Origin of the sequence: Actinoplanes nipponensis, from assembly GCF_016862275.1 — a bacterium.
GTDB lineage: Bacteria > Actinomycetota > Actinomycetes > Mycobacteriales > Micromonosporaceae > Actinoplanes > Actinoplanes nipponensis.
The window spans coordinates 1-23,637 of the sequence record NZ_BOMQ01000061.1 but is presented as its reverse complement, the minus strand read 5'-3'; the positions used below and the strand labels follow the sequence as shown (position 1 = coordinate 23,637).

The following is a 23,637-nucleotide window of genomic DNA, read 5'->3' as shown; positions in this document are numbered from 1 at the left end:
GCTCGGCAGCGGCGGACTCAAGTTCCTCCTGCCATTGCAGGTCAGCGAGGGGTTGAGGCGAGAACCAGGTACGTCAGAACGCTTCGACGAGCTCCTGCATCTGCATGCGATCATGCTCCGCAGCCTCGGGCCGTGTGGGCAGCGCGATGAACTCGGCGACATACTCCAGCGCGTCTCGATCGCCGCCGTCAGCGGCGCTACGCCAGCAGACCGCAGCTTCCTTGTCATAGCCGAGCAGTTCGAAGAGCTCAGCCGCGCGGCGGGCGCATGATGGGCTCGACAGCGCATGCCGCAGGTGGTGACGCACCTCGGCAACCGGACTCAACCGCAGGTCGGCAGAGAGCGTGCAGTCGTCGGAGCCCGCCCCTTCGAGACCATCGGGCGCCGCGGCCGCCGCGTTGGCTATCCGCCGGAGCAGGTCGTGGGTATCGACTTGCCCGACTGTGGCGGTGACGCGCGCGGCATCGCTGCGCAGGACTTCTTCAACGTTCATCGCGCCGCTCCTTCGTGGGAGGCGCCAGGTGGGCCAACTCTGTCCGCAACCGCTTCTTCGCCAAGGAATGATAGTTGTGCACGCTCCCCGGGCCTATACCCATCACCCGCGCGGTCTCGGTGAGCGACAGGTCTTCGTAATAGTAGTGGTAGATGACCTCGCGTTGCTGCGGCGCCAGCCCGCGTACGGCGGTGCGAACCTGATCTTCCAGGTCTATCTCCGCGTCACCAACGGGCGCGGGGGCAGCGCGATCCTCATGATCGGAGACCAGGTCCGTCGGAGGACGTGCACCACGCCGGCGCAGGTCGTCGCGAAAACAGTTCAGCAGCGTACGCGCCGCGTATCCGCGGCGATCCGCGATCGCCGTGCGACCGGTCGACCAGTTTCTGAACAGCCGGACGAAGGTTTCCTGGACGAGATCCTCGGCCCACTGCCGGTCACCGCACCTGACGTACGCGGCCCTCAGCAGCCAGGTGACGTTGGCTCGATAGAACTCTGTTTGATCCGCCTGGATCACTACGACGTCGTTGCTACTCATCCGCCCCCGTCCAATTAGCCACTCCGACGGGTCCCACCCGCACGGGCGCGACACCTGCCCTCGCGACCGAGGTGCAGACCACCGAGCAAATGAACGACCAAAGTCACACTACGCCATCGCGCAGTGACTCAGCGACATGTCTCGATGGCAGTCGTCGAAGATTGCATCTCGAGAGGGCCACGACGGCGCTCGTCCGACATGCGGCGGAGGTCAGCAGAACGACACGAGCCGGGCGGACACCGATATCCACTGATCGGTGCCGAGATATGGCGCGCACCGCCCGCAACGTGCTGTCGGCGCCGCCCAGTCAATGCCGGTGCGGCGCCTCCATCCTCTGGAGAGAGGCCCAGCTCGCGGCGCTCTTGACCGACACGATCTTCAACGACGGAAGTCGAGGCAGATTCGTATGAGCCGCGGCTGGGAGGGGGTCCCGCCTCAGCGCTGCGGCGCGCTTCAGATTGAGGTGGTGGCGACGAGGACGGCGGTGTTGTCGGTGGCAGGCACGAGTCGGATTTCGTCGCCGGGTTGCGCGTTCTGCGCGGTGGCGGGGTCGGCGAGTTTGGCACTGGCGTAGAACACCCGTCGTTGGGCGTTGAGCTCGACGACTCCCCCCATTGATGGTGACCGTCATTGGTTGGACGAGCAGCAGGGCGGCCTCGGGTGCGTCGGCAGGTGGGAGATTTTCGGGGGTGCCGAGGGTCATGGTCACTTCGGTCCAGGGCACCGTGATCTGCTCCCCACGTAGGAGCCGGGCTGCGCGGAGGATGGCGGACAGTTCATCGAGATCGGCGGTGTCGACGTCGGGGATGGTGATGCGGGCGATGGTGTGCCGCTGAATGTCGGTCAGGGCCTCGACGAGGTGGGCGACGTTGCGTGGGCCGGGTCCTTGGTCGATGTCCTCGAGGGTCCAGGCTCCGGTCAGGGCAGGCCCGCCGCGTACGGCGAGCAGTAGTTGGGTACCGGTGGTCATGGCGGCTTTGAACTGGACGGCGGGCAGTACGCCGGCGGGGCTTTTCCCGGCGATGGGCTGCGGTTCGACGCGGATCTCAGTCTGCCCGTCCGGGCCGTTCATCAGCATGGTGAAGGTGAGCGCGCCGCTGCGGTCCTGGCCGGAGAACCAGACGCCGGCGTTGAGGCCGCGGGCGAGTTCGACGTCGACGAGATCCAGGGTGTGAATCGTTCGGCCGTTGGTGTCGAGTAGCCGCAGTTCGAGGTCGGGCAGGTCGGCAGTATTGCTGGGCAGGGCCATCACGGTGAAGCGGCCGTCGCCGGGCGCCGGGTGGATGCCTGGCGGCCCGTTGACGGAGGCGACTGTGCCGGGGATCTCGGCGAAGGGCGCTCCGAAGTCGCGGAAGGCTTCAATCGCTTCCTGCTCGGGGGATCCCTTTTCCACGGTGAGACGGATCGTGGTGCCGATGGGCCGCAGCTGCAGCGCGGCGGGACTCCTTGGGATGATTCGCATGACCCGGAAGTAGTCCTCGGTGACCTGCCGGTATTCGATAAATGCCGCGTCCGTCTGGGCCTGCATGGCGGCCTCGAGCGGCTGGTCGCGCAGGTGGCCGGCGCGCAGGTCGATCTCGTAGCGGTAGAACGGGTCGACGTCGTTGAGGGCGGTCGACAGGGCGATCATGCGTGACGTGATCGCGTCGAGCAGGTCTTCGGCCGCGACGGCGTCGGGCAGGTGGTCGCCGCCTCGGAAGGCGCTGGTGATAGCGCGGTGCAGGCGCTCGCCGCCGTCGCCGAAGTAGAATTCGACCAGCGCGGGGTTCTCGGCGGCCATGGTCTCGAGCGTGGCGCGGCCCATCCAGTCGGTCGGGAACTGCGCATCGGCAGTCAGGCTCTCCAGCCACTCCAGGGCCTCATTGCTGGGATTCCACGGGCAGACCAGAGTCCATGACTTGACCGGTGCGTGGGGTGCGGTCTCCGAGCAGAACGTGGCCCAGGACTTTCGGATCTGCATCTTCTGAGCGCTGGTCAGCGGACCGGAGAAACGCTTGACCTGAAAGAAGCCGATCCCGTCCGGATGAACGAGCCGCACGTCGACGCCACGGTCGCCGCGCGACGGTGTGATCCGGTTGCCGGGCCCGGGGTGGCGTAGCAGCAGCAGCGCCGCCACGAACTCCTCGATCTTCTCGCCTGACTCGAGTTCCCAGTTGATGCGCACCATGACGTACAGGAGAGCAGATACCTCTGACAAACGGCTTCGGCGCGGTAGATGCCCTCGTCGAGTTCGATCAGCAGGGGCACGCGCGGCTTTCAGGGCTCGGTGCGGGGCACGAGCGGCGCGATGAAACCTGCAGCCGAAACGTCTCAAGTCCGGCTCGGCACGGTCGATCAAGCGGCCGAGAACCCGACGACGGGATCACACCCACCCCCCGGGCTGTGCACCGACGTCATCGAAGGAGTGACCCATGCGAGCGAGTACGTCAGGCAGAACCGCGGCCACCGGGCTGACAGTTCTGCTCGCACTCGGCGCTCCCATTGCCACAGCCGCCCCTGCCGCAGCCAGTGGAGTCGTTTCAGTCCCGGCGCAGGTCAGCGACGCGACGATCGTCCCGGTGGTCGTACGCGCCGACACGGTCACGGCGATCAGCGCGGCCAAGCAGGCAGTACTGCGCAGCGGCGGCACGGTGAAGAGCGACCTTGATCTCATTCAAGGGTTCTCGGCCGCCATGCCGAGCGCCGCGGTGGATGATCTGACCGCCATTGCCGGGGTGCGGGTCACCCGCGATGCCGCCGTGCGGATGAAGGGCATGGACAGCTGGGCCAATCAGGTGGGCATCACCATGCTGGCTCCGGTCATCAAAGCGGCCGGCGGTGACAAGGCGGACAAGGACAACCCGGACGACGGAGTCACCGCCACCGGCTCTGTCCTCACCGGCGCCGGCATCGGAGTCGCACTGATCGACTCAGGGGTCGCGCCGGTGAAGGGCCTCAACAACGTAGGCCAGATCATCTACGGGCCAGACCTGTCCTTCGAGTCGCAGAGCGCGAACATGCGCAACCTCGACACCTACGGCCACGGCACCCACATGGCCGGCATCATCGCCGGTAACGACCCGACCAGTGGTAGCGGTCTGCACGGCATGGCCCCCGAGGCGAAGATCATCAGCTTGAAGGTCGCCACCGCCGACGGCGCCACCGACGTGTCCCAGGTGATCGCCGCGATCGACTGGGTGGTGGCGCACCGCAACGATCCCGGGCTGAACATCCGGGTGCTCAACTTGTCCTTCGGTACCGACTCGGTGCAGTCGGCCGCACTGGATCCGTTGTCGTTCGCCGTCGAGCAGGCCTGGACCAAGGGCATCGTGGCAGTCGTCGCGGCCGGCAACGACGGTTTCACCGCCGCCAACTTGACCATGCCGGCCGCCAACCCGAAGGTCATCGCCGTCGGCGCCGCGGACTCCATGGGCACCGACGCCCGAAATGATGACACCGTCGCCACGTTCACCAACCGTGGTAACGCCGGACGGCACCCCGACGTGCTCGCGGCCGGACGATCGATCGTGTCGCTGCGCGCACCCGGCTCCTACATCGACCGCACCTACCCGAGCGCCCGGATCGCGACCACCCTGGATCCTGAGCAGCGACTGTTCCGCGGCAGCGGCACCTCCCAGGCCACCGCCGTCGTCTCCGGCGCCGTAGCGCTGCTGCTGCAACAGCGACCCAACCTGACCCCCGACCAGGTCAAGGCACTGCTCATGTCCACGGCTGTGCAGATCAAGAACGGTGACCCGTACGCCGCCGGAGCCGGCCAGATCGACATCGTCAAGGCCGCCAAAACGAAAACACCGACCACCCAGCAGACCGGCACCCCCGCCACCGGCCTGGGCACCCTGGAAGCCTCCCGCGGCTCAGCGCACGTCTACGACTCCGCCACCGGCGCTGCCCTGGCCGGAGAAACGGACATCTTCGGCAAGGCCTGGGTCCCGGCGACGTGGACCGCCCAGTCCAAGGCCCAGCGCAGCTGGACCGGTGGCTCCTGGAACGGATCGGCCTGGACCGGCACCGCCTGGGGCGCCGCCGTGGTCGGCCAGCAGTCCTGGGCGCCGGTGACCTGGAGCGGACGTTCCTGGTCCGGTAGCACCTGGACCGGCCGGAGCTGGTCCAGCGCGGTGTGGAACGGGCGCAGTTGGTCGTCCGAGACGTGGCTCGGCAGGTCCTGGAGCGGCCGCAGCTGGTCCTCCGCCGGCTGGACCGGAGAACCGTGGCAGTAGTGGAGACGGCCGGGCTGCGCGCCACCGGTGTGGCAGTCCGGTCCCACCGTTGTCCCACCGTCATTCGACCCAGCGGCAAGGACCGCACCTGCCGGTCTGCGACGTCTCGTCGCTTGATCCCTGACAAGTGCTTCACTCATCGCGGCGGCGGTGCTATTGGCCCGGTACTCGCTGTCGCGCTGGGGTGAGCATCCGGTTTCAGCGACGCGGCGCGCTCGTTCTCGCCCTGCGTGCTGACGACTGCCTGCGAGAAGTCGGGCACGGGCAGCATCTGATCGAGGCCAGCCGCGGTGAACGCGACCTCGACCATCAGTCCCGCGACGGCAGCGTTCCGCCTGGAGGAACGCGACGAGCCGCACGTGGTCGGGACCCCCGCACGACGACGTGGTCACCACGAGTATGGGCTTCGCCCGGGTCGACAATCTGATCGCGTCGCTGCCGGGTCGCGCTTGGTCACCCCGGCTCTGCACAGATGTCACCAAGACCGTCTACTACAGGCGCCGACCGGTACCACCCGGTGGTCTCCAACGCGTCAGTTCCGTGGTCGGGTGGGGTCCGTTCGCGTGGCCGGTCGACGGTTTTGCCGTGTCACTCGATCCGTAACGCTGATTGCCCGGGGCACCGCGTGTCCGACGCCCGCGTTCGCATTGATCCATTGCCCTCGGGCGTCGTCCATGGGTATCCGCCGATCGTCCAACAGCCGCCGTAGCGTGCGGCCGCAGTCAGCGCACCGGCCGTGCTGGGCGACCACGCCGCATGGGTGCTTCGACTCGGCGGTGACGATCACCGGGCCGCCGCACCGAGCACACTCGACATCTCCCGCCCCGTCCACACGCCCACGTTAGGCGTGGAGTACGTCGAGCGCGACTGCTGAGGGCGTGACGGTCAGCCGCTCATGAGGTCTCCGACACTCTGGGCCGTTAGCAGCACCGCAGAATTCACGCCTCCGCGCGAGACCTCGTCCTGAGAGCCGGAGAACCTCCGACTTAACGTGGGCGACCATGGGCTGCCCGGCGGAACGCTTCGGTCGCTGCCGGATCATGGCCACACGAACGACGACAGCGACCGTGGCCGGGTTCGCTCACCAGCGGAATCCCCATTCTGTCGGGGGCCGAGTGCGCTGTGACCGTGGTCGTGTCTGGGACGGCGCCGATCTGGGCACACCGCGCTGGGCAGTCGAAAGGAACTCCTCTCGGCTGTACTACGTCCGACGGCTCTGCACCCGCTACGACCGCCGAGCCGAACGTGGCCGCACCACGGCGGGGATCTCCTCAGCAGCGGCCCGACCCACTGCGATGACGTATCGGCGGCCGAATCCGTGAACAGCTCAGCCCATCCTGCACCTACCAGCAGCATGTTCGTACACAATTGTCACGGATGGCCCGCTGCCTCGTCTTCAGCGTTGTCTCAGCGATTGCTGGTCATCGTGATGGTCACCCCGGCCACTGCAGGTGGCTGGTCGAGCTGACAGGGAAACCATGGCGTACAACACCATTGCGGCACCGCGTACGCGTGACTGGCTGACCAAGGTCCCGGCGATCACGGCCACGTTCTGGGTCATCAAGGTGCTGTCCACGACCATCGGCGAGACCTTCGCCGACTACCTGGCCGTCAACGTGGGCCTGGGCCCGCTGGTCACCGATGCCCTGATGATCACGGTGCTCGCCGTCGCCCTCGTCCTGCAACTGCGGACACGTCAGTACACGCCGTGGATCTACTGGCTGTGTGTGGTGCTGGTCAGCATCGTCGGCACCCAGATCACCGACTTCTTCACCGACACCCTCGGCGTCAGCCTCTATCTGAGCACCGCCGTCTTCGCGGTGATCCTGGCCGCCGTCTTCATTCTCTGGTACCGCCAGGAGCACACACTGGCGATCACCTCGGTCGACACTCCGCGCCGGGAGGGCTTCTACTGGGGCGCGATCCTGACGACCTTCGCGCTCGGCACCGCCGCCGGTGACCTGGCCACCGAGGCCCTCGGCCTCGGCTTCCGCAACGGCGCACTGATCTTCGGCGGCCTGATCCTGCTCACCTGGATCGCGTTCAAGGCAGGCGCCGGGCAGGTACTGACCTTCTGGATCGCCTACATCCTCACCCGCCCGCTCGGCGCGTCGCTGGGTGACCTGCTGACCCAGGCCAAGGACTTCGGCGGCCTCGATTTGGGCCCGAGCACCACCAGCCTGCTGTTCTTCGCCGTGATCATCGTGTTGGTCGCCCGCGAGCAGATCCTCGCCCACCGGCACGGGGTGGCGGTCAAGGGCGACGGGCCGATCGGTGGGCGACGGGCCGACGTCGTGTGGGCTGCTGCCGGCGCCGTCCTGATCGCAGCTGTCGGCGTGGGCCTGAGCAGTCTGCACGCGAACCCGACCAGCACCGACGGCGTCAGCGCGGTCGCCGGCGGACCGGTCGCCACGCCTGGCGTCGGCAACGGCACGGCACCAGCGGTCGCGCGGCTGCCGAAACCCACTACCCGCCTCGGCAACCTGACCGCCTTCGCGACCATCACCACCGATCTGCAGACCATGGTCACCAACAACGATCTGGCCGGTGGCAAAAAGCGTGCCAAGGACCTCGAGGTGAGCTGGGACGACGCGGAAGCCGGCCTCAAGCCCCGCGACTCGGGCAAGTGGCACCGGCTCGACGACGAGATCGACGCCGTCCTGACCTCATTGCGGGCCGGCAGTCCGCGCCAGGCCGACTGCGCGGCCAACCTCGCCGCACTCAAGGCGACACTCGATCAATTCGACGGCGTCTGATTCCCCATCGACCCGGCCGACCATGGCGAAACAGCGTCGAGTGCCGGCCGGGTTGTCGACCTTGGCCGGTGCGACGGCCGGGTTCACCCGGAGTGCGGCACATCACCGACGGCAAGCTGGCCACCCCAGAGCTGGGGCCAGCGCGCTGGGGACGGTGAACGCAACGCCGGCCACGGCCGGGGCGGCGGGTCGCGGCGGACGCCGCATCTTCCTTCGGACTCCGAGAAACCGACCATGAGCGCCCTGATCCACGGCTTCTTCGCCTGCTGCCTCGCCACGGGTCCGTCCTGATCGTCGCGGCACGACCAGTAGCTCCGCCACCGCAACGGCAAGTGCTGTGCGCCCTCGCGGTCGCGGGACTGCTCGTGCTGCCGCTGTCCTCCAGCTTCCGAGACTGCATGGGGTCGGTCGTCAGCGGTGACCCCCACGTGAGCTCGATCCCCGTGTTGGCAGGCATCGTCGGGTTCAGCGCCCTCACCATGTTCAGTGTCGCGCGGGCCATCGGCCTGATGACCCGATGAAGCGGCTGATCGTCAGTCGCGGCGCAGCATGCCCGCCGCGACCAGTTCCACAGTCACCGCGACCGCGATCGCCTCCACCGCCAACAGAGCGACCAGCACGAGCAGCTGGGTGGCGCCCGCCTGCACTGGTGTGCCGCCGCCGAGCAGCACCCCGACGAATGCTCCCGGCAGGGTGACCAGGCCGACGGTACGGGTCTGGTCCAGCGCCGGGACGAGCGCCTGTCCGGCGGTGGGCCGGCATACCTCGAGCGCGGCGTCGCGGGGCAGGAAGCCCAGGGCGAGGGCCGCCTCGTACTCGCCGTGGCGGTCGCGCAGCTCATCGAGCGCTCGTCGGCCGGACAGCGAGGTGGCGGTCATCGCACCGCCGATCAGGATCCCGGCGATCGGCAGAACCGCGACGGTGGTCCACGGCATGGTGTGCGCCGCGACGATCCCAGCGCCGACCGGCAGCGCGCCGATCGTGATCGGCGCGGCCACCGGCCAGCCCCGGCGCAGCGTGGTGACCCGCCGTGCGGAGGTGGCGGTGGCAACCGCGAGCATCACCGCCACGAACGCCGCGGTGGCCCACCAGCTGCGCAGCACCGCGGCGATCAGCAGGGAGACGGCGCCGAGCTGCACGACCGCCCGGACCGCCGCGGTGACCACGGCCCGGCTCACACCCAGCCGGCCGACCAGGGCGACCGCTGCGGTCAACACGACCAGGACGGCCAGCACGACGGCGAAGCTCGGCCCGACAGTGATCGCGCTCCGGCTCACAGCGTCCCCCTTGACATCTCCCACAACCTGTAGGAGCTTAGGCCGAAGTTAGGTAAGGCTAAACACCAAGGGGTACCAGCGTGAGCACCGCCTTCTTCGCCAGCTATCTCATCGGGCTCCGCGACGGCCTCGAAGCCGCCCTGGTCGTCACGATCCTGCTCACCGTGGTCAGCCGGTCCCAACGCCGCGACGCGCTGGTTCCACTGTGGACCGGCGTCGGCTTGGCCGTGGTGGCCGCGGCAGGCCTCGGCGCGATCCTGACCTGGGTCGCCACCTCGCTGCTGTCCGGGGTGCGGCTGGAGTGGTTCGAGGCGGTCACCTCGTTGATCGCCGTCGGGCTGGTGACCTGGATGATCTTCTGGATGCGGCGCAGCGCCCGCACCATCAAGGCCGACCTGACCGGACGACTCGCCGACGCGCTCGGGATGGGCCCGGCCGCGATCGCCGCGCTGGCGTTCGTCGCGGTGATCCGCGAGGGCGTCGAGATGGTGCTGCTCGTCTTCGCCTCCGCCCAGGCCGTCGCCCAGACCGCCGCACCCCTGGCCGGCGTGATCTCCGGGGTGGCCTCCGCGGTCCTGCTCGGCTGGCTGATGTACGCGGCGGTGGCCAAGGTCAACCTGGGGCGGTTGTTCACCTGGACCGCAGTGCTGCTGATCCTGGTCGCCGCGGGCATCGCCAAATACGCGGTGCACGGCTTCCAGACCGCGGGAGCGCTGCCCGGCGGCACGGACGTCGCCTATGACCTGTCCACGACCGTCGAGCCGACATCCTGGTACGGCACGCTGCTGGCCGCAACCGTGAACCTCACTCCCAGTGCCACGGTGCTCGAAATCGCCGTCTGGACGGCGTACGCGGTCGGGGTGTTGATTCTGTTCTTCCTCCCCGCCCGGCGCTCGCCGGTCGTTGCCGCGCCAGTCACGAGCGACCGTCCGGAACCGGCCTGACCCAGGGCTGGGTCCGAGCTCACTTCGCCGGACCCGGGAGCGCACCACAGCCGGCAGCGATCACCGGGACGACGACCGCGACCAGCAGCCACGCGCCGAGTACGTCGGTGGGCCAGTGCACCGTCAGCGCCACCCGGCTGACCCCGACGGCGGCCGCCCAGGCACCGGCGATGCCGACCAGGATCAGGCGGTCCCGGCGCCGGTGCAGTAGCGGCCACCCGACCAGGACCGCGATCAGCGCCGCGGCGGCGGCAGCCGTGCTGTGACCGGACGGGAAGGACCAGCCCGAGGCCGAGGTGAGCCATTCGACCGGACGCGGGCGGGCCACTGCTTTCATGATCAGCACCCGGACCTCGACGGTCATCGGGATGGCCACCGCGACGAAGACGGCCTGCCGCCAGCGGCGCCATCGCAGCAGCGCCAGGCACGCCACCGCGGCCACCGGGCCGATGTACGTCGTGCTGCCCGTCCGGGTGATCGCGGACATCGCCGACTGCCAGAGCGGATGCGCCAGCGCGAATCGGTGCGCCGAGCCGCTGATCACCGCGTCGGCACGTTCCAGCGCACCCAGGTGGCCCAGCACCGTCACGGTCAGCAGAACAAAGATGAGGGCGGCCAGGCCGGCGATCGTGAGCGCGGCTCTGTCGGTCCGATGCAGTTCGAGCGGGCGGAGAATCACTCCCCGACGTTATCTCCTACAACCTGTAGGCCTGCTGAACGGATAGCATGGCCACGGAGGTCTCGAGATGGGAAATACACCGGCCGGCCGGCGGGCTCGCGGCTCCTTGGAGTCCGAGGTCATGGGCCTACTCTGGGGCCGCAGCGAGCCGTTGACGGCAGCCGACGTGCAGAGCGCGATCGGCGGTGATCTCGCCTACAACACCGTGCAGACCATCCTGATCCGCCTGCACGAGAAGAACCTCGTGAACCGGCGCAAGGCCGGCCGCGGGCACGTGTACTGGCCGGTCGAGGACGCTGCCACCACAGCTGCGAAACGCATGCGGGCCGCTCTGGCCGACCCGGTGGACCGGCACGCCGTCCTGCAGCAGTTCGCCGCCTCGCTGGACGAGGACGACGCCGCCACGCTCCGCAGGCTGCTACAGCCGTGAACGTCGCGATCTACCTACCGCTGTTGCTGGCGTTGCCGCTGACGTTGACCGCCGGCTGGCTCGCGGCCCGCGGCACGCCCGGACTGATCGCCCGCGGGCTCACCGGGTCCGCTTTCGTCGCGGCAGTGTCCTCGACCTGGTCACTGGTCCTGCTGGCGCTGACCTTGCTCGACGACCTGCCACCGCTGTCCGCCCTCGACGACCATCCGACGCTGGAGTTGCCCGAGCCGGTGCCGGGACCGGTCGCGCTGATCGCCGCCCTGCTTCTGGCCTGGGGCGCCGTCCGGCTGGTCCGCGACATCCACCTGCGCACCAGCACCCATCGCCGGCTACGGGCCGCCGGCACCCCGCAGGACGGCCTGGTGGTGGCCGACTGGTCGGCGCCACTCGCCGTCGCGGTGCCCGGCCGCCCGGGGCACCTGCTGGTGACCAGCGGCATCCTGCGGCTGCTCGACACCGACGAACGCCGGGTGCTGTTCGCCCACGAGCACGCCCACCTGGCTCATCGCCACCACCGCCTAGTCGCCCTGACCGGGGCCGCGGCCGCATTGAACCCGCTGCTCATCCCGGTCCGCACGACAGTCGCCTACCTGGTCGAGCGTTGGGCCGACGAGGACGCCGCCGCGGTCGTCGGCGACCGGGAGCTGACCGCGAAGGCAGTGGCCCGGGCCGCCCTCGCGACGGTCGGCCCCGGCCCGAAGGCCGCACTCGGCATGCACGGCGGCGCAGTCGTGAACCGGGTACGCGCGCTGATCGCCCCGTCGCCCGAACCGAGGCGGGGCCGCCTGCTCGGGCCGTCCCTGCTTGTCGCCGGATGCCTGGGCGCCACCGCCGTGGCGACGGCCGAGTTCGTCGCGCTGGCCCGCGCTTGGCTCTGACCGCAGGGTCAGCGACCCACCCGGACGCCGCGCAGCGGGGCCGCCCCGGCGGACAGTCCGGTCGGGCGCAGCCCGTACATGTCCTGCAGGGTGCGCAGCAAGCCGTAATGAGTGGCGCGGGCCGGATACCGGCTCGGTTTGATGCCGGCGCCGGCCACGACCGTCGGGATGTGGTTGCCGTCAGTCTGGTTGTCCTCGTCGAAGGTGAGGACGAACAGGCTGTTGTGAGTCTTCGCCCAGGCCACGTAACGGGCGAACTCTTTGCGCAGCCAGGCGTCGGCGTTGGCCTTGGGGCAGTCGTGCATGTCGTGGCAGAGGTTCGGGATGACGAACGCCACCGTCGGCAGCTTGCGGTAGTCGCGCGGAAATGCCGTGTACGGCTGGCTTGCGCTCGCCGGGACGTTGCTGAAGTTGACCCACGGGACGTGCCGGCGCACGTATCCCCCGTGCCCGCCGTGCGTGCAGCCACGCCAGCCGGGCCGGGGCAGGTCCTCGGAGTAGCCGGTGAAGCTGTAGCCGGCGTCGATCAGCTGGCGGCCCAGGTTCGGCCGGGCGCCGAGGTTGTGCGGGCACTTGTTGTCCCGTACGCCCTGGGTCGAGCCGGAGAACAACGCCAGGTAGTTGGGCTGGCTGGGATGGGTCTCGGCGTAGAAGTGGGTGAGGTTCGCACCGCCCGCGGCCAGTTCGTTGACCCATGGAGCCTTGCGGTGGCCGATGACCGCGTCGTACCGCTTGTTCTCCAGCACCACGATCAGCACATGATCCGGCCTGGTCGCGGCCCTGAGGACCGCCACCGGCCGGGCCTGCGTCTGCCGTTCGGCCAACGTCATGCTGCCGAGCAGCAGGACGGCGGCTACGGCCGCACCGGTCCGTCGGAATTGAGTCATGAAACTCCCTCGTCCTGTCCCCGTCTTCCCAACTCCTACATTTTGTAGGATTTGGTCCGATTCGAGGACAGACACGCTGGAGCGGTCAGTGTTGTTCGGCCTGCGCGCTGCGGGAACGGCGCCGCGCCCGCAGCAGTTCCACGGCCACCGGGACGACCGACACGACAACGATGCCGATCAGGATGAGTTCGATGTTGGAGCGCACAAAGGCCACCTGGCCCAGGAAGTACCCGAGGGTGGTGACGCCACAGGACCACAGCATGCCGCCGATCACGTTGTAGATCAGGAAGGTCCGGTAGTGCATGTGGCTGGCGCCGGCGACGATCGGGGTGAAGGTCCGCACGATCGGCACGAACCGGGCCAGGACGATCGAACGGGCGCCGTAGCGCTCGAAGAAGCCCCGAGCGCGGGTCAGGTTTTCCTGCTTGAACAATCTTGAGTCGGGCCGACGGAACAGGGCCGGGCCGAACCGGCGGCCGAACAGGTAGCCGAACTGGTCGCCGAGCACGGCCGCGATCGAGACCAGCAGGCAGATCAGCCACAACGGCTGGTGCAGGTAGGTACCGTCGGCGACCAGCAGCCCGGTGGTGAACAGCAGCGAGTCGCCGGGCAGGAAGAACCCGATCAGCAGCCCGGACTCGGCGAAGACGATCGCGAGGATGCCGATCAGCCCGAACGTGGAGATCAGATGCTGCGGGTCGAGGAATGACGGCATGGAGGCATGCCTCTCAGATCGAGGGAAACTCGAGGTTTGCCCGCCTCGGCGGCAACGAAACCTACAACTAGTAGGACTCGTGGTGCTGCCGTCACGGTAGTCCGGCGATCCTGAGAAATCGGTGAGAGCCGTCCGCTCTCGCGCCTCCGGCGATCCGTCAGGTCAGGCCCGCAGCCGCCGATTCTGACGTTCGACCAAGACGGGGAACGACGAGAACGGGGACGGGCCATGCGCATCAGATCGGCAACGGCGGTGACCGGCGCGCTGAGCGCGGTCCTGATGCTCGCCGGGGGGTGCGCCACCTCCTCGGCCACGGTCTCGGCCCGCGGCCCGGCAGCCCCGGCATCACCGGCGTCCGCGACCCCGGCCCGGGTCATCACCCTCGCGCCCCCGAAAGCGAAGACGGTGGCACCGGTCTTGAGAAACACCGGTACCGCGTGGCCGGCGATCCTCGCTTCCCTCTCGGCCTACGGCCAGTGGTCGCTGGCGAACCCCAACCCTGCCACCATCGCGGCAGTGGCCGTGCCCGGCTGCAGCACCGCGAACCAACTTGGTGAGCAGATGTCCGGTCTGCTCGGCAGCCAGGCCACGGTGACGCCGAGCCCGGTGGTCTTCGGCGCCTTCACCAGTCCCTCCCCGGTCGCTGCCGGCGTCAGCGAGATGGTCCTGTACGTCAGCGCGAGCCGGCCGGCCGAACCCGTCATGAGCCGTCACGGCCAGCAGATCAACACCTTTCCGGCGCTTCCTCCGACCGACCTCGAAATCACCCTGAACCGCGGCACCGATCAGAGATGGCGATTCTGTTCCATCGAGTCGATCGGTGACGGCGCCTCGGAAGACCCGACGGTAGCCCTGCTGTAGCCGGTGAGGTCGCGACTGCGGCGTTCCCGGATGTGCGCGAACACCATCAGGGCGAACAGCACGGTGAGCAGCACCACCGACGACCCGAGCGTGCCCAGATCGAGACCGCCCTTGGCCACCGGCTTGGTGAGAAAGTCGCCGGCCGTCGCACCCAACGGGCGGGTCAGCACGAACGCGAGCCAGAAGAGCACCACATTCGGTACCGCCGGCACGTACTTGAGACCGAGCAGCACCGCGAGCACCGCGGTGACCAGCAGCGCTCCCCCGGCGTAGCCGAGCCCCGAACTGTCGGACAGGAAATCACCCACCGACGTGCCGAGGGTGTTGGACACCAGGATTGCCGCCCAGAACAAGGCCTCGCCACGGAACGTGTCGATGTCGGTGATCGCGAAGGTCAAACCCGAGACCCGCCACACCACGAAGATCACGATCAGCAGGGAGACCAGGATGGCCGCTCCGACGGGATAGCCCAGACCCAATCCCTGCGGTCCCCAGCCGAGCGCGTCCGTGCCGGCCGCCAGGTAGCTGGTGTCGCGGTTCATGAAGTCCGACATCGTGGTCCCGGCCATGCTGGTCGACAGGATCACCGTCCAGTAGAAGAACGGGTTGTACCGCCGCGACCGCAACTGCACCACCAGGGTCACCACGAACACGGCGAACAACGCCAGGGTCGTCAGGAAGTAGCCCAGCTTCAGGGTCTGCGCGAACAGGTCGCCAGCGGTTTCGCCGAGCGTGGTCGCGGCGATCTTCATGACCCAGAAGGCCAGGGTCACCTCGGGCAGCTTCTTCAGCAAGACGCGGCCCGCGCCGGCCACGTCGGCTTCGGTGAAGACTTCCGGCTGATACCTCAAGACACACTCCGATCGACGACGGCAAACGCCACCAACGTACGGAATGTCCGATAAGAGACGGCTGAATGGCCCGTCGTGACCTCGGCGGCGCTCAGTCGTTGCCGCCGGGCAGCGGCAGACTGATCCGCATGGCAGCGCCCACATCAAGGTCGTCGACGGTGAGCGCGCCGCCGTGGGCGGTGACGATGTCGCGGGCGATCGGCAGGCCTAGACCGGTGCCACCGGCTGCCCGCGACCGGCTGTCGTCCAGCCGCACGAAACGGTCGAAGATCCGCTCCCGGTCGTCCTCCGGGATGGGCGGGCCGTCGTTGCTCACGCGCACTTCGGCCGCACCGTCGACCACGCGTACGGTCAGGGTGACCGTGCCGGCGGCGTGCCGGGCCGCGTTGTCGACCAGGTTGCGCAGGACCCGTTGCAAGGCATCCGCGTCGCCGGTCACCCGCACCGGCTCAATATCCGCGCGGACGGTCAGCCGTGGATGCTGCACAGCGATCCGTTCGCGTTCGGCGTAGGCCAGGTCGTCCAGGTCGACGTCCTCGCGGCGTACCCGCAGCCCGTCGTCGTCCACGCGGGCCAGCAGCAGCAGGTCCTCGACCAGGCGGGCCATCCGGGCGCTCTCGCGGCGGATCCGGGCCACCGACCGGGCCGGCGCCTCGTCGAGGCCGGCGCCGTCGAGGAGGTCGGCGTTGGCCTGCACGGTTGCTAGGGGGCTGCGCAGTTCGTGGCTGGCGTCGGCGACGAAGCGGCGCTGCGCCGCGGACGCGGCCTCGATCCGGTCCAACATCGTGTTCATCGTGGAGGCCAGCGCGGCGACCTCGTCGTCGGCGGCCGGGACGGGCAGCCGCGTGTGCAGGTTGCGGGACGTGATCGACGCCGCCTGGGCGCGCATGTCCTCGACCGGGTGCAGAGTGCGTCCGACGAAGAAGAACGTCGCCGCGCCGACGACGACCGCGAGCAGCGGCAACCCGACCAGCATCGCCGCGATGACCGCCTCGGTGCCGTCGTCGAAGGTGTCCAGCGACGATCCCACCAGCACCGTCTGCAATCCGGCGGCCGTGTTCACCCCGACCGCGACGACCTCGAACAGGTCGTTGTGTGCGAACGTCAACCGCTGTTGCTCGGTCAGCCGCCGGCCGGCGGCCGGCCGCAGCGCGGAGATCGGCGCCTGTCCGGCGAGCGCTTCCGAGGCGGCCGCGACCCCGCCGGCGGTGTCGACGACCTGGACCACTGTGCGTTCGGGGGCCGACGGTCGTAACAGCGCGGTGAGGTCGTCACCGCCGCGCAGGGCGGTGACGACCTGGGTGGCCCGGTCCGTGGCGGCGGCGGTGATGGTGTTCAGCAGGACTCTGCGTGCCGTGACGAGGAGCACGCCACCGCACAGCAGCGACGCCACGACCACTACGACCGCGGCGGCCAGGGCTGAGCGCAGCCGTACGCCCAGCCGGCGCTTGAGGCGCCGCACCACCGCCAGTTCCCGCATGCCGTCACCGTAACGACCGCGGCACTGAAAGATCGCTGAAAGATCGGCGTTCAGCCGCTCTTCAGGACCTGGCGTGCAGGTTCGCCGGCAGTCGAAGAGGAGGCCGATCGTCGTGAGCACCCGTCCCCTGACCATCGTCGAGGCGCCGCGCGTGTTGCGGCCTGCTGCCCCCGAGCCTCCTGGACGACGACAGCACCAAGCAGTCGTCGTGTGGAACCTCGACGGCACTCTCATCCGCCGCGACACCCTGCTGCCGTTTCTGCGCCAGGTCTGCGGGCCGATACAGGTGGGCCGGGCGGTCGCCGTTGCCACCGGCCGCCGCCTCGCCCGCTCCGGCCACGACGGCCCGAGGGCACGGCTGCTTCAACAGTTGCTCGGGGCGCGAGTGACCGCGGAGGTGGACGTGGTCGCTCGCCGGCATGCCGAGGACCTGTTCGCTCACCGCCTGCGGGCGGATTGTCTGCGTCGGTGGCAGTGGCACCGCCACCACGGTCACCGGCTGGTCATCGTCTCGTCGTCGCCGGAGGTCTACGTGGGCCACCTCGGCACACTGCTGGGTGCCGACACCGTGATCGCCACGCGGATGGCATCGGTGAACGGCCGGCTCACCGGGCGGATCAGCGGCGGCGACCGCCGCGGCGCCGAACGGGCTCGGCGAGTGCTGGCCCACACGATCGAGCGGCCAGCGGGCCTGCTCTGGGCGTACGGCAATCTGCCCGCCGACCGTGACCTGCTCGACCTCGCCGACATCGCCATCCAGGTGCGCCCGCTGCGGCACCTCAACGCGATGACCGACGCGTGAGCGGCGAGTCCAGCGCATCCTCAGCCGCGATGGTTCAGGCTGACAGGGAACAGGAGGTCGCCATGCGGGTGCTCGTCGTTGAGGACGAGGTGGAGTTGGCCGAAACCATCCGTGACGGGCTGGCGGCGGAAGGCTTCACCGTCGACCTGGCCCACAACGGCATCGACGGGCTGTGGAGTGCCACCGAACAACCGCATGGCGCCTACGACGTGCTGATGCTCGACATCATGCTGCCCGGCCGCAACGGCTACGAGATCTGCCGCGAACTGCGCGGGCGCGGCATCTGGACCCCGGTGCTGATGCTCACCGCCAAGGACGGGGAGTACGACCAGGCCGACGCGTTCGATCTCGGCGCCGACGACTACCTGATCAAGCCGTTCTCGTTCGTGGTGCTGATCGCCCGGCTGCGCGCGCTGGTGCGGCGGGGCGCGCCGGAGCGGCCGGCGGTGCTGCGGGCCGGTGACCTGTCGCTCGACCCGGCGGCGCGGCGGGTCGCCCGCCGGGACACGCCGATCGCGGTCACCCCGCGCGAGTTCGCGATGCTGGAGTTCCTGCTGCGCCACGCCGGGCAGGCGATGACCAAGACGGCGATCCTGGAGAACGTCTGGGACGCCCACTTCGCCGGCGACCCGAACATCGTCGAGGTCTACATCGGCTATCTGCGCAAGAAGATCGACCACCCGTTCGGCCGCGCGGCCATCGAGACCGTACGCGGCTCTGGCTACCGCCTCGCCCCGGAAGGCGGCTGACCGGGTCAGCGTTCTCTTACCAAGAGGGCTCCGACACCGACAACCACATCCCCACGGTGGTCCTGTCCCCCACCACCGGCCACGTCGTGGACACCCGGGCATACGACCACTGCTCGACCCTGCGCACCAGCGAAGACCTGCTGGGCCTGACCCCACTGGGCTGCGCGGCGACAGCCGTACCGATGACCGCCGGCCTTCACCTTTGACCTACAAGTTGTAGGAGTATTGGGATGGGCGTTACCGGGCTGTAACCGGCCGGCCATGGGTGGTACCGAAGGTCCTGGGCAACGTCCACCACGCGAGGAGACTCATGCGCCCGCACCCTGTCGTCAGCCTTGCCGCCGGGATCACCGTGACCCTCGGCGCCGTCGTAGCCCTCACCGCACCGACGGCGGCCAGCGCCGACCGCGACGACCGCCACCGGTCCTCCTACACCGTCGGCCTGTTCGGTGACATGCCCTACGGCGACTACGGCCGCGCCCACTACCCCGCCGTGATCGCCGACATGAACGCCGCACACCTGGCATTCTCACTCTTCGACGGCGACACCAAGAACGGCAGCGAACCCTGCTACGCCGACCCGCACCCCGAGGACCCGGCGAACCCGACCCCGGACAAAGCCGTCGCCGACGCCACCCACCCCGACGTCTACAAGTCCACGCTGAGCCTGTTCGCCCGACTCGACGCCCCAGTGATCTACACCCCCGGCGACAACGAATGGACCGACTGCGACCGGCCCAGCACCCTCGGCGGCCTGGTGTCGGACTCCAGCGACCGGCTCGCCTACCTGCGCAAACTGTCCTACCCCGACAACCGCAGCCTGGGCCGGCACAAGATGACCGTGATCCGGCAGAGCGCCGCCTACCCCGAGAACGTCCGCTTCGCCAAGGGCCCGGTCACCTACCTCGCCCTCAACATCCCCGGCAGCGACAACAACTTCGCCGACGGCGCCAAGAACGGCCCCGCCGCCGAGGGCCAAGCCGAGTACGCGGCCCGCAACGCCGCCAACCTCGCCTGGCTGCGGACCGGATTCGCCGCCGCCAAGGCCGCCCACTCCAAGGGCGTCCTGATCGTCACGCAGGCCGACATGTGGGACCCCAGCGCCGTGCTCACCCACTACGCCGACACCAAGGCCGAACTGTTCCGTCAGACCACGGCGTTCGCCGGGCGGGTCGCGCTGGTCAACGGTGATTCGCACAGCTTCGAGACGACCAAGCCGCTCACCGACTACGCGACGGTCAACGCCGCCGGGTTGGCCGGGCCCAACGTGGTGGAGAACTTCACCCGCGTCACCACCTTCGGCGAAGCCCAGAACCACTGGGTCAGCCTGACTGTGGACGCCCACGACCCGAACGTTTTCACCTTCGAGCAGCACCTGATCGCGGCGAACATCCCGGCTTACACCCCGCCGTCAGCACCCTGACGCCCCAGGGCGGGCGGCCGGGCTGCTGCCGTTCGCCCGGCCGCCGGTCAGCGCGTCGGTGCCGCTGCCCTTAGCCGTTCCTTGCGGTCCAGTACGCGCACGTGGTCCCTTCCGTCCTGCTTAGGTTGCCGCCGAACGGTGAGAGCCGGCGCGATTTCGCTCAGTGTTCCGTCAGAGAGCGGACCCCTCCTGGACGCTTAGGTGAGGCATGCCTTACCGTCACCTACAACTTGTAGAACTTCATTCGAGAACGGAAGATCATGCGCGCTACCTACCGGGTGCTCGCTCTCGTGACGGCCGGCTCGCTCGGCGTGTCCCTTGCGGGGTGCGGCTCCGACGACTCCGCCGGCACCGCTACGGCCGGCGATCCCATCACGGTCACGGCGACCGACACGCTCTGCGAGATCGCCACAAGCACCCTGGATGCCGGCACCAGCATCTTCTCGATCACCAACAGCGGCACGAAGGTCAACGAGTTCTACATCTACGGGCCTGGCGACCGGGTGCTGGGCGAGATCGAGAACATCGCCCCCGGGTTGTCGCGCGAGTTGCATGTCGATCTGCCCGCCGGGTCCTACGAGATCGCCTGCAAGCCCGGCATGATCGGCCAAGGTATCCGGAACCCGATCACCGTGTCCGGCTCCGCCGCTCCGCTCGCCGACGACGCCGCGCTCAAGGACGCCACCACCGTCTACACCCGGTACGTCAAGAGCCAGACCGCCGCCCTGCAGACGAAGACCAGCGAGTTCGTCGCCGCCGTCAAAGCCGGCGACATCGCCCGAGCCAAACAGTTGTACCCGATCGCGCGCACCTACTGGGAGCGCATCGAACCGGTGGCCTCCGTCTTCGGTGACCTCGACCCACGCATCGACGGACGCGAGGACGCCGCACCGGACGGCCAGACCTTCGGCGGCTTCCACCGCCTCGAGAAAGACCTGTGGGCCCCGAAGCCGGACCTGAGCAAGGACGGCCCGATCGCTGACCAACTACTCACCGACGTCAAGGAGATCGTGCGGAAGTCGAACGCCGAGCAGCTCACCGCGCTGCAACTGGCCAACGGCGCGAAGGGGCTACTGGACGAGGTCGCCAGCGGCAAGATCACCGGCGAGGAGGACCGCTACTCGCACACCGACCTGTGGGACTTCAACGCCAACATCGAAGGCTGCCAGGCCGCGATAGCCGCGCTTCGCCCGGTGCTGGAAAAACGCAACCCGGCCTTGGTCAAGACTCTGGACACCGAGTTCGCCAACGTCGACGCGGCGCTGACGAAGTACCGCTCCGGCAACGGCTGGAAACTGCACAGCGAGCTGAGCCAGACCGACCTGAAGGGTCTGTCGGACGCGGTCAACGCGCTCGCCGAGCCGGTCAGCAAGGTCGCCGCTGCCCTGGCCACGAGGTAGCCGGCGGAGACTGAGGGCCGCTGACCGCGGTGTTCGCCTCACCATGCCGTCGACAGGTATCGGCATCGGTCACCGGTGCCTTTCCCTCTATACGTTCATCGCTCGTTCGACCTTTCCCAAGGGCCCCCACGACCTGCCGGCACGATGAGACTTCGTGGGGTATCCGGCCAAGCGTTGCGGAGAACGGCGACGCGGTCGTTCAGCCGATCTTCAGGGCCCGGCGGCGAACATTCCCGGATGGCAACTGATGTACGTGCCGGGCATCTGCGTGCCACCGGGCTGGTGAAGGTGCCGCAGGTGACGGCGCTTTTTGGATCATCAAGGTGCTCACCACCGGGATGGGCGAGACCGCTTCGGACTTCCTGGCGCACACTCTCGCACCACCGGTGGCGGTCGGCATCGGCGCGGCCGGGCTCGCCGCCGCGTTGGCCGCACAGCTCTGGGCAGCCCGCCACCGGGCGGGCATCTACTGGTTCGCGGTGGTGATGGTCAGCATTTTCGGCACGATGGCCGCCGACGTGCTGCACGTCGCGCTCGGCATCCCGTACGCGGTCTCCACAGCTGCTTTCGCGGTCGCGCTCGCCGCGATTCTCTGGCTCTGGTACCGCACCGAGGGCACCCTGTCGATCCACACGGTGACCGCGGGTTCGCGCTCAGTCGCCTTGCCGAGTCAGTGACCCGCTATGAGGAGGTCGGCGATGTGGTTGGTGGCTTGCAGGCGACGTGTGGCGCTGACCCGGGTGTAGTAGCGCATCAGGGTGGCCGGGTCGTGACCCAGCCGTTCCGCAACCTCATGAATGCCGAACCCGGCGTCGAGCAGGTTCGACGCGATCAGATGCCGGATTTGGTGCGGGCCGAGTGGCCGGACGCCAGCCGCGACAGCGATCTGGTTGAACCGGCCGGTGACGTTGTCCGGCCGCAGATGCCGTCCCGTACGGCCGGTGAACAAGTACCGCGACGCCCGGCCCGACGTCGCTCCGCGGGTCAAGCCCTTAAGGGTGTCGTCGTCCAGGATCAGCGTGCGAAAACCGTTCGGCGACTTCGGCGGCTTCACCCGGACACGGCTACCCGGATCCTCGACAACGATCTGGCGGCGCACCTTCAATGCGCCCTGGTCCGGTTCTAAATCGCCGTACCTCAAGCCGCACAGCTCACCACGCCGTAGACCCGCGACCATCAGCAGCCGCCACATCGGGTACAACCGATCACCCCGAACATGATCGCTGAACCGCTGCGCTTCCGCGAGCGTCCAGACCGGCCGCTCATCATCGCTCTCCCGCGGCTTGTGAACGCCCAGATTTATGCCGACCTGCTCCCGGAACGCCTTGTCCAGAATCAGATGCAAGGTCCGCAACGTGCTGCGCGAGTAGCCGACAGTCTCCAACTCCCGGTAGGCGCGCTCGACCATCCGAGCGCTGAGCCGCGACGCCCGCACACCACCCACGTACGGGAAGATCAAACCGAATAACCACAGGTAGCCGTACACCGTGTTGGGCTCAAGCTCTTGCTGACGGGCAAGCACCCACCCCTGGCAGATCTCCCGGACCGGATCACTCAACCGCGGCTGCCGATGCAGCGCATCACGCTGCCGGCACAGCCGCTCGAACTCCGCCAGCGCCGCCTTCTCATGGACGAAGCCGGTCCGTCGCGCCTGTCGCCTGATCCCGCTGTCATCACGTCCCAGCTCCAGCCGAAACCCGAACAGCCCTGTCACCTGATCCTGCACGATCGCCTCGGGTACGAACATGACCCACACCTCGATCCCGCCACACGGCTCCCCCATGAGAGGAGCCTTCGCCTCCCATGAAGGAGGGTTCCGCACCCCAAGGCAACAGGTCCGGCAGCGCATGTCCCTCGATCGGGGCACGGACACCGACCAAACGAGCGAAGATCACCGTACGAGCGTTCGTGTCACACAGGTGTCACGGCCATCCACGATGGACGGCAACGCCGCACGCCGGGCGACATGATCCAGTCACGTCCGCAGTCAGCGCACCAAGATGCGTCTTACCTGGTCAGGGGCATACCAAACGATCAACGCTTTGCACGTAGCCCCGCCGCTGATCAACTCGCAGCCAGCGAACGCGGGGCCGAAAGAACAAGCCGTACGAGCGTACGGGCAAAATCGAGTGTCACGCTAGGCGCCGGAGAGTTAAGTCGGTAAATGAAAAAGGCCAGCTAAGCTGGCCTTTTACAAAGTCGGGCTGACAGGATTTGAACCTGCGACCCCTTGACCCCCAGGGGGGGGGGGGGGGGG

The 23,637-nt window shown here is 68.5% G+C and carries 22 protein-coding genes; 12 read left to right on the top strand and 10 right to left on the bottom strand.

The window, feature by feature from the left end; all coding sequences use genetic code 11:
- Positions 1-73: 73 nt before the first annotated feature.
- The 3 genes from Ani05nite_RS25715 to Ani05nite_RS25705 all read right to left on the bottom strand — a co-directional run bounded on the left by Ani05nite_RS25715 (position 74) and on the right by Ani05nite_RS25705 (position 3,198).
- Positions 74-493, bottom strand: coding sequence for a hypothetical protein (locus tag Ani05nite_RS25715; protein WP_203772345.1), 420 nt, complete (start codon positions 491-493; stop codon positions 74-76).
- Positions 483-1,031 carry an RNA polymerase sigma factor gene (locus tag Ani05nite_RS25710; RefSeq protein ID WP_203772343.1) on the bottom strand — a complete coding sequence of 183 codons (549 nt, stop codon included), beginning with the start codon at positions 1,029-1,031 and terminating at the stop codon, positions 483-485. Before Ani05nite_RS25710 ends, Ani05nite_RS25715 begins: the two co-directional genes overlap by 11 nt.
- A gap of 307 nt (positions 1,032-1,338) precedes the next feature.
- Positions 1,339-3,198: a PDDEXK family nuclease gene (locus tag Ani05nite_RS25705; RefSeq protein ID WP_203772341.1), complete on the bottom strand. Its 1,860-nt coding sequence runs from the start codon at positions 3,196-3,198 to the stop codon at positions 1,339-1,341.
- Positions 3,199-3,589: 391 nt separating this feature from the next.
- Between Ani05nite_RS25705 and Ani05nite_RS25700 the strand changes: the two genes are divergently transcribed.
- Both Ani05nite_RS25700 and Ani05nite_RS25695 read left to right on the top strand, forming a co-directional pair.
- Positions 3,590-5,248, top strand: a complete 1,659-nt coding sequence (locus tag Ani05nite_RS25700) for a S8 family serine peptidase (protein WP_239130625.1) — start codon at positions 3,590-3,592, stop codon at positions 5,246-5,248.
- A gap of 1,478 nt (positions 5,249-6,726) precedes the next feature.
- Positions 6,727-8,004: a COG4705 family protein gene (locus tag Ani05nite_RS25695; protein ID WP_239130624.1), complete on the top strand. Its 1,278-nt coding sequence runs from the start codon at positions 6,727-6,729 to the stop codon at positions 8,002-8,004.
- 533 nt (positions 8,005-8,537) lie between these two features.
- Here Ani05nite_RS25695 and Ani05nite_RS25690 read toward each other — a convergent pair.
- Positions 8,538-9,281: an ABC transporter permease gene (locus Ani05nite_RS25690; protein ID WP_239130623.1), complete on the bottom strand. Its 744-nt coding sequence runs from the start codon at positions 9,279-9,281 to the stop codon at positions 8,538-8,540.
- A gap of 80 nt (positions 9,282-9,361) precedes the next feature.
- Here Ani05nite_RS25690 and efeU point away from each other — a divergent pair, with 80 nt between their 5' ends.
- Positions 9,362-10,225 (top strand): iron uptake transporter permease EfeU, encoded by an 864-nt coding sequence (efeU, locus tag Ani05nite_RS25685; protein WP_203772337.1) that lies wholly within the window; start codon positions 9,362-9,364, stop codon positions 10,223-10,225.
- A 19-nt stretch (positions 10,226-10,244) separates the two neighbouring features.
- On the opposite strand, the gene Ani05nite_RS25680 is transcribed toward efeU, so the two are convergent.
- The gene (locus Ani05nite_RS25680; RefSeq protein WP_203772335.1) at positions 10,245-10,904 is read right to left on the bottom strand and encodes a phosphatase PAP2 family protein; all 660 of its coding nucleotides are present in this window, start codon (positions 10,902-10,904) and stop codon (positions 10,245-10,247) included.
- A 67-nt stretch (positions 10,905-10,971) separates the two neighbouring features.
- Between Ani05nite_RS25680 and Ani05nite_RS25675 the strand changes: the two genes are divergently transcribed.
- Together Ani05nite_RS25675 and Ani05nite_RS25670 are read left to right on the top strand one after the other, a co-directional pair.
- Positions 10,972-11,334 carry a BlaI/MecI/CopY family transcriptional regulator gene (locus Ani05nite_RS25675; protein ID WP_203772334.1) on the top strand — a complete coding sequence of 121 codons (363 nt, stop codon included), beginning with the start codon at positions 10,972-10,974 and terminating at the stop codon, positions 11,332-11,334.
- Entirely contained in the window at positions 11,331-12,212 is an 882-nt protein-coding gene (locus Ani05nite_RS25670) for a M48 family metalloprotease (RefSeq protein ID WP_203772332.1), read from the top strand. The genes Ani05nite_RS25675 and Ani05nite_RS25670 overlap by 4 nt, the downstream gene beginning before the upstream one ends.
- Before the next feature lie 8 nt (positions 12,213-12,220).
- On the opposite strand, the gene Ani05nite_RS25665 is transcribed toward Ani05nite_RS25670, so the two are convergent.
- Both Ani05nite_RS25665 and Ani05nite_RS25660 read right to left on the bottom strand, forming a co-directional pair.
- Positions 12,221-13,099, bottom strand: coding sequence for an alkaline phosphatase family protein (locus tag Ani05nite_RS25665; protein WP_203772330.1), 879 nt, complete (start codon positions 13,097-13,099; stop codon positions 12,221-12,223).
- An 85-nt stretch (positions 13,100-13,184) separates the two neighbouring features.
- Complete coding sequence (locus Ani05nite_RS25660; RefSeq protein ID WP_203772328.1) at positions 13,185-13,814, bottom strand: DedA family protein; 630 nt, start codon at positions 13,812-13,814, stop codon at positions 13,185-13,187.
- 228 nt (positions 13,815-14,042) lie between these two features.
- Between Ani05nite_RS25660 and Ani05nite_RS25655 the strand changes: the two genes are divergently transcribed.
- A complete protein-coding gene (locus Ani05nite_RS25655) occupies positions 14,043-14,675 on the top strand; it encodes a hypothetical protein (protein ID WP_203772326.1) in 633 nt (210 codons plus the stop codon).
- On the opposite strand, the gene Ani05nite_RS25650 is transcribed toward Ani05nite_RS25655, so the two are convergent.
- Both Ani05nite_RS25650 and Ani05nite_RS25645 read right to left on the bottom strand, forming a co-directional pair.
- Positions 14,600-15,490, bottom strand: a complete 891-nt coding sequence (locus tag Ani05nite_RS25650) for a COG4705 family protein (protein ID WP_239130621.1) — start codon at positions 15,488-15,490, stop codon at positions 14,600-14,602. The two genes, Ani05nite_RS25655 and Ani05nite_RS25650, sit on opposite strands and share 76 nt — an antisense overlap.
- A 127-nt stretch (positions 15,491-15,617) precedes the next feature.
- Complete coding sequence (locus Ani05nite_RS25645) at positions 15,618-17,006, bottom strand: sensor histidine kinase (protein WP_203772324.1); 1,389 nt, start codon at positions 17,004-17,006, stop codon at positions 15,618-15,620.
- 112 nt (positions 17,007-17,118) lie between these two features.
- Between Ani05nite_RS25645 and Ani05nite_RS25640 the strand changes: the two genes are divergently transcribed.
- The 6 genes from Ani05nite_RS25640 (at position 17,119) to Ani05nite_RS25615 (ending at position 22,057) form a co-directional block, all read left to right on the top strand.
- Positions 17,119-17,808: an HAD-IB family phosphatase gene (locus Ani05nite_RS25640; protein ID WP_203772322.1), complete on the top strand. Its 690-nt coding sequence runs from the start codon at positions 17,119-17,121 to the stop codon at positions 17,806-17,808.
- A gap of 62 nt (positions 17,809-17,870) precedes the next feature.
- Complete coding sequence (locus tag Ani05nite_RS25635; RefSeq protein WP_203772652.1) at positions 17,871-18,557, top strand: response regulator transcription factor; 687 nt, start codon at positions 17,871-17,873, stop codon at positions 18,555-18,557.
- 56 nt (positions 18,558-18,613) lie between these two features.
- On the top strand, positions 18,614-18,763 hold the full coding sequence (locus Ani05nite_RS25630; protein ID WP_203772320.1) for a hypothetical protein: 150 nt from the start codon (positions 18,614-18,616) through the stop codon (positions 18,761-18,763).
- Between the two features lie 104 nt (positions 18,764-18,867).
- Positions 18,868-19,980 (top strand): hypothetical protein, encoded by a 1,113-nt coding sequence (locus Ani05nite_RS25625; RefSeq protein ID WP_203772318.1) that lies wholly within the window; start codon positions 18,868-18,870, stop codon positions 19,978-19,980.
- 260 nt (positions 19,981-20,240) lie between these two features.
- Positions 20,241-21,380: an iron uptake system protein EfeO gene (gene efeO, locus Ani05nite_RS25620; protein ID WP_203772317.1), complete on the top strand. Its 1,140-nt coding sequence runs from the start codon at positions 20,241-20,243 to the stop codon at positions 21,378-21,380.
- 323 nt (positions 21,381-21,703) lie between these two features.
- Positions 21,704-22,057 (top strand): COG4705 family protein, encoded by a 354-nt coding sequence (locus tag Ani05nite_RS25615; protein ID WP_203772315.1) that lies wholly within the window; start codon positions 21,704-21,706, stop codon positions 22,055-22,057.
- Here Ani05nite_RS25615 and Ani05nite_RS25610 read toward each other — a convergent pair.
- On the bottom strand, positions 22,051-23,127 hold the full coding sequence (locus tag Ani05nite_RS25610) for a tyrosine-type recombinase/integrase (protein ID WP_203772313.1): 1,077 nt from the start codon (positions 23,125-23,127) through the stop codon (positions 22,051-22,053). The genes Ani05nite_RS25615 and Ani05nite_RS25610 overlap by 7 nt on opposite strands.
- Positions 23,128-23,637: the final 510 nt, after the last annotated feature.

Coding starts and splice junctions, on each gene's coding strand:
- Ani05nite_RS25655 (WP_203772326.1), top strand. CDS start 14,043: ATGCGCATCAGATCGGCAACGGCGGTGACCGGCGCGCTGAGCGCGGTC.
- Ani05nite_RS25610 (WP_203772313.1), bottom strand. CDS start 23,127: ATGTTCGTACCCGAGGCGATCGTGCAGGATCAGGTGACAGGGCTGTTC.
- Ani05nite_RS25675 (WP_203772334.1), top strand. CDS start 10,972: ATGGGAAATACACCGGCCGGCCGGCGGGCTCGCGGCTCCTTGGAGTCC.
- Ani05nite_RS25625 (WP_203772318.1), top strand. CDS start 18,868: ATGCGCCCGCACCCTGTCGTCAGCCTTGCCGCCGGGATCACCGTGACC.
- efeO (WP_203772317.1), top strand. CDS start 20,241: ATGCGCGCTACCTACCGGGTGCTCGCTCTCGTGACGGCCGGCTCGCTC.
- Ani05nite_RS25695 (WP_239130624.1), top strand. CDS start 6,727: ATGGCGTACAACACCATTGCGGCACCGCGTACGCGTGACTGGCTGACC.
- Ani05nite_RS25660 (WP_203772328.1), bottom strand. CDS start 13,814: ATGCCGTCATTCCTCGACCCGCAGCATCTGATCTCCACGTTCGGGCTG.
- Ani05nite_RS25710 (WP_203772343.1), bottom strand. CDS start 1,031: ATGAGTAGCAACGACGTCGTAGTGATCCAGGCGGATCAAACAGAGTTC.
- Ani05nite_RS25635 (WP_203772652.1), top strand. CDS start 17,871: ATGCGGGTGCTCGTCGTTGAGGACGAGGTGGAGTTGGCCGAAACCATC.
- Ani05nite_RS25715 (WP_203772345.1), bottom strand. CDS start 493: ATGAACGTTGAAGAAGTCCTGCGCAGCGATGCCGCGCGCGTCACCGCC.
- Ani05nite_RS25705 (WP_203772341.1), bottom strand. CDS start 3,198: ATGGTGCGCATCAACTGGGAACTCGAGTCAGGCGAGAAGATCGAGGAG.
- Ani05nite_RS25665 (WP_203772330.1), bottom strand. CDS start 13,099: ATGACTCAATTCCGACGGACCGGTGCGGCCGTAGCCGCCGTCCTGCTG.
- Ani05nite_RS25645 (WP_203772324.1), bottom strand. CDS start 17,006: ATGCGGGAACTGGCGGTGGTGCGGCGCCTCAAGCGCCGGCTGGGCGTA.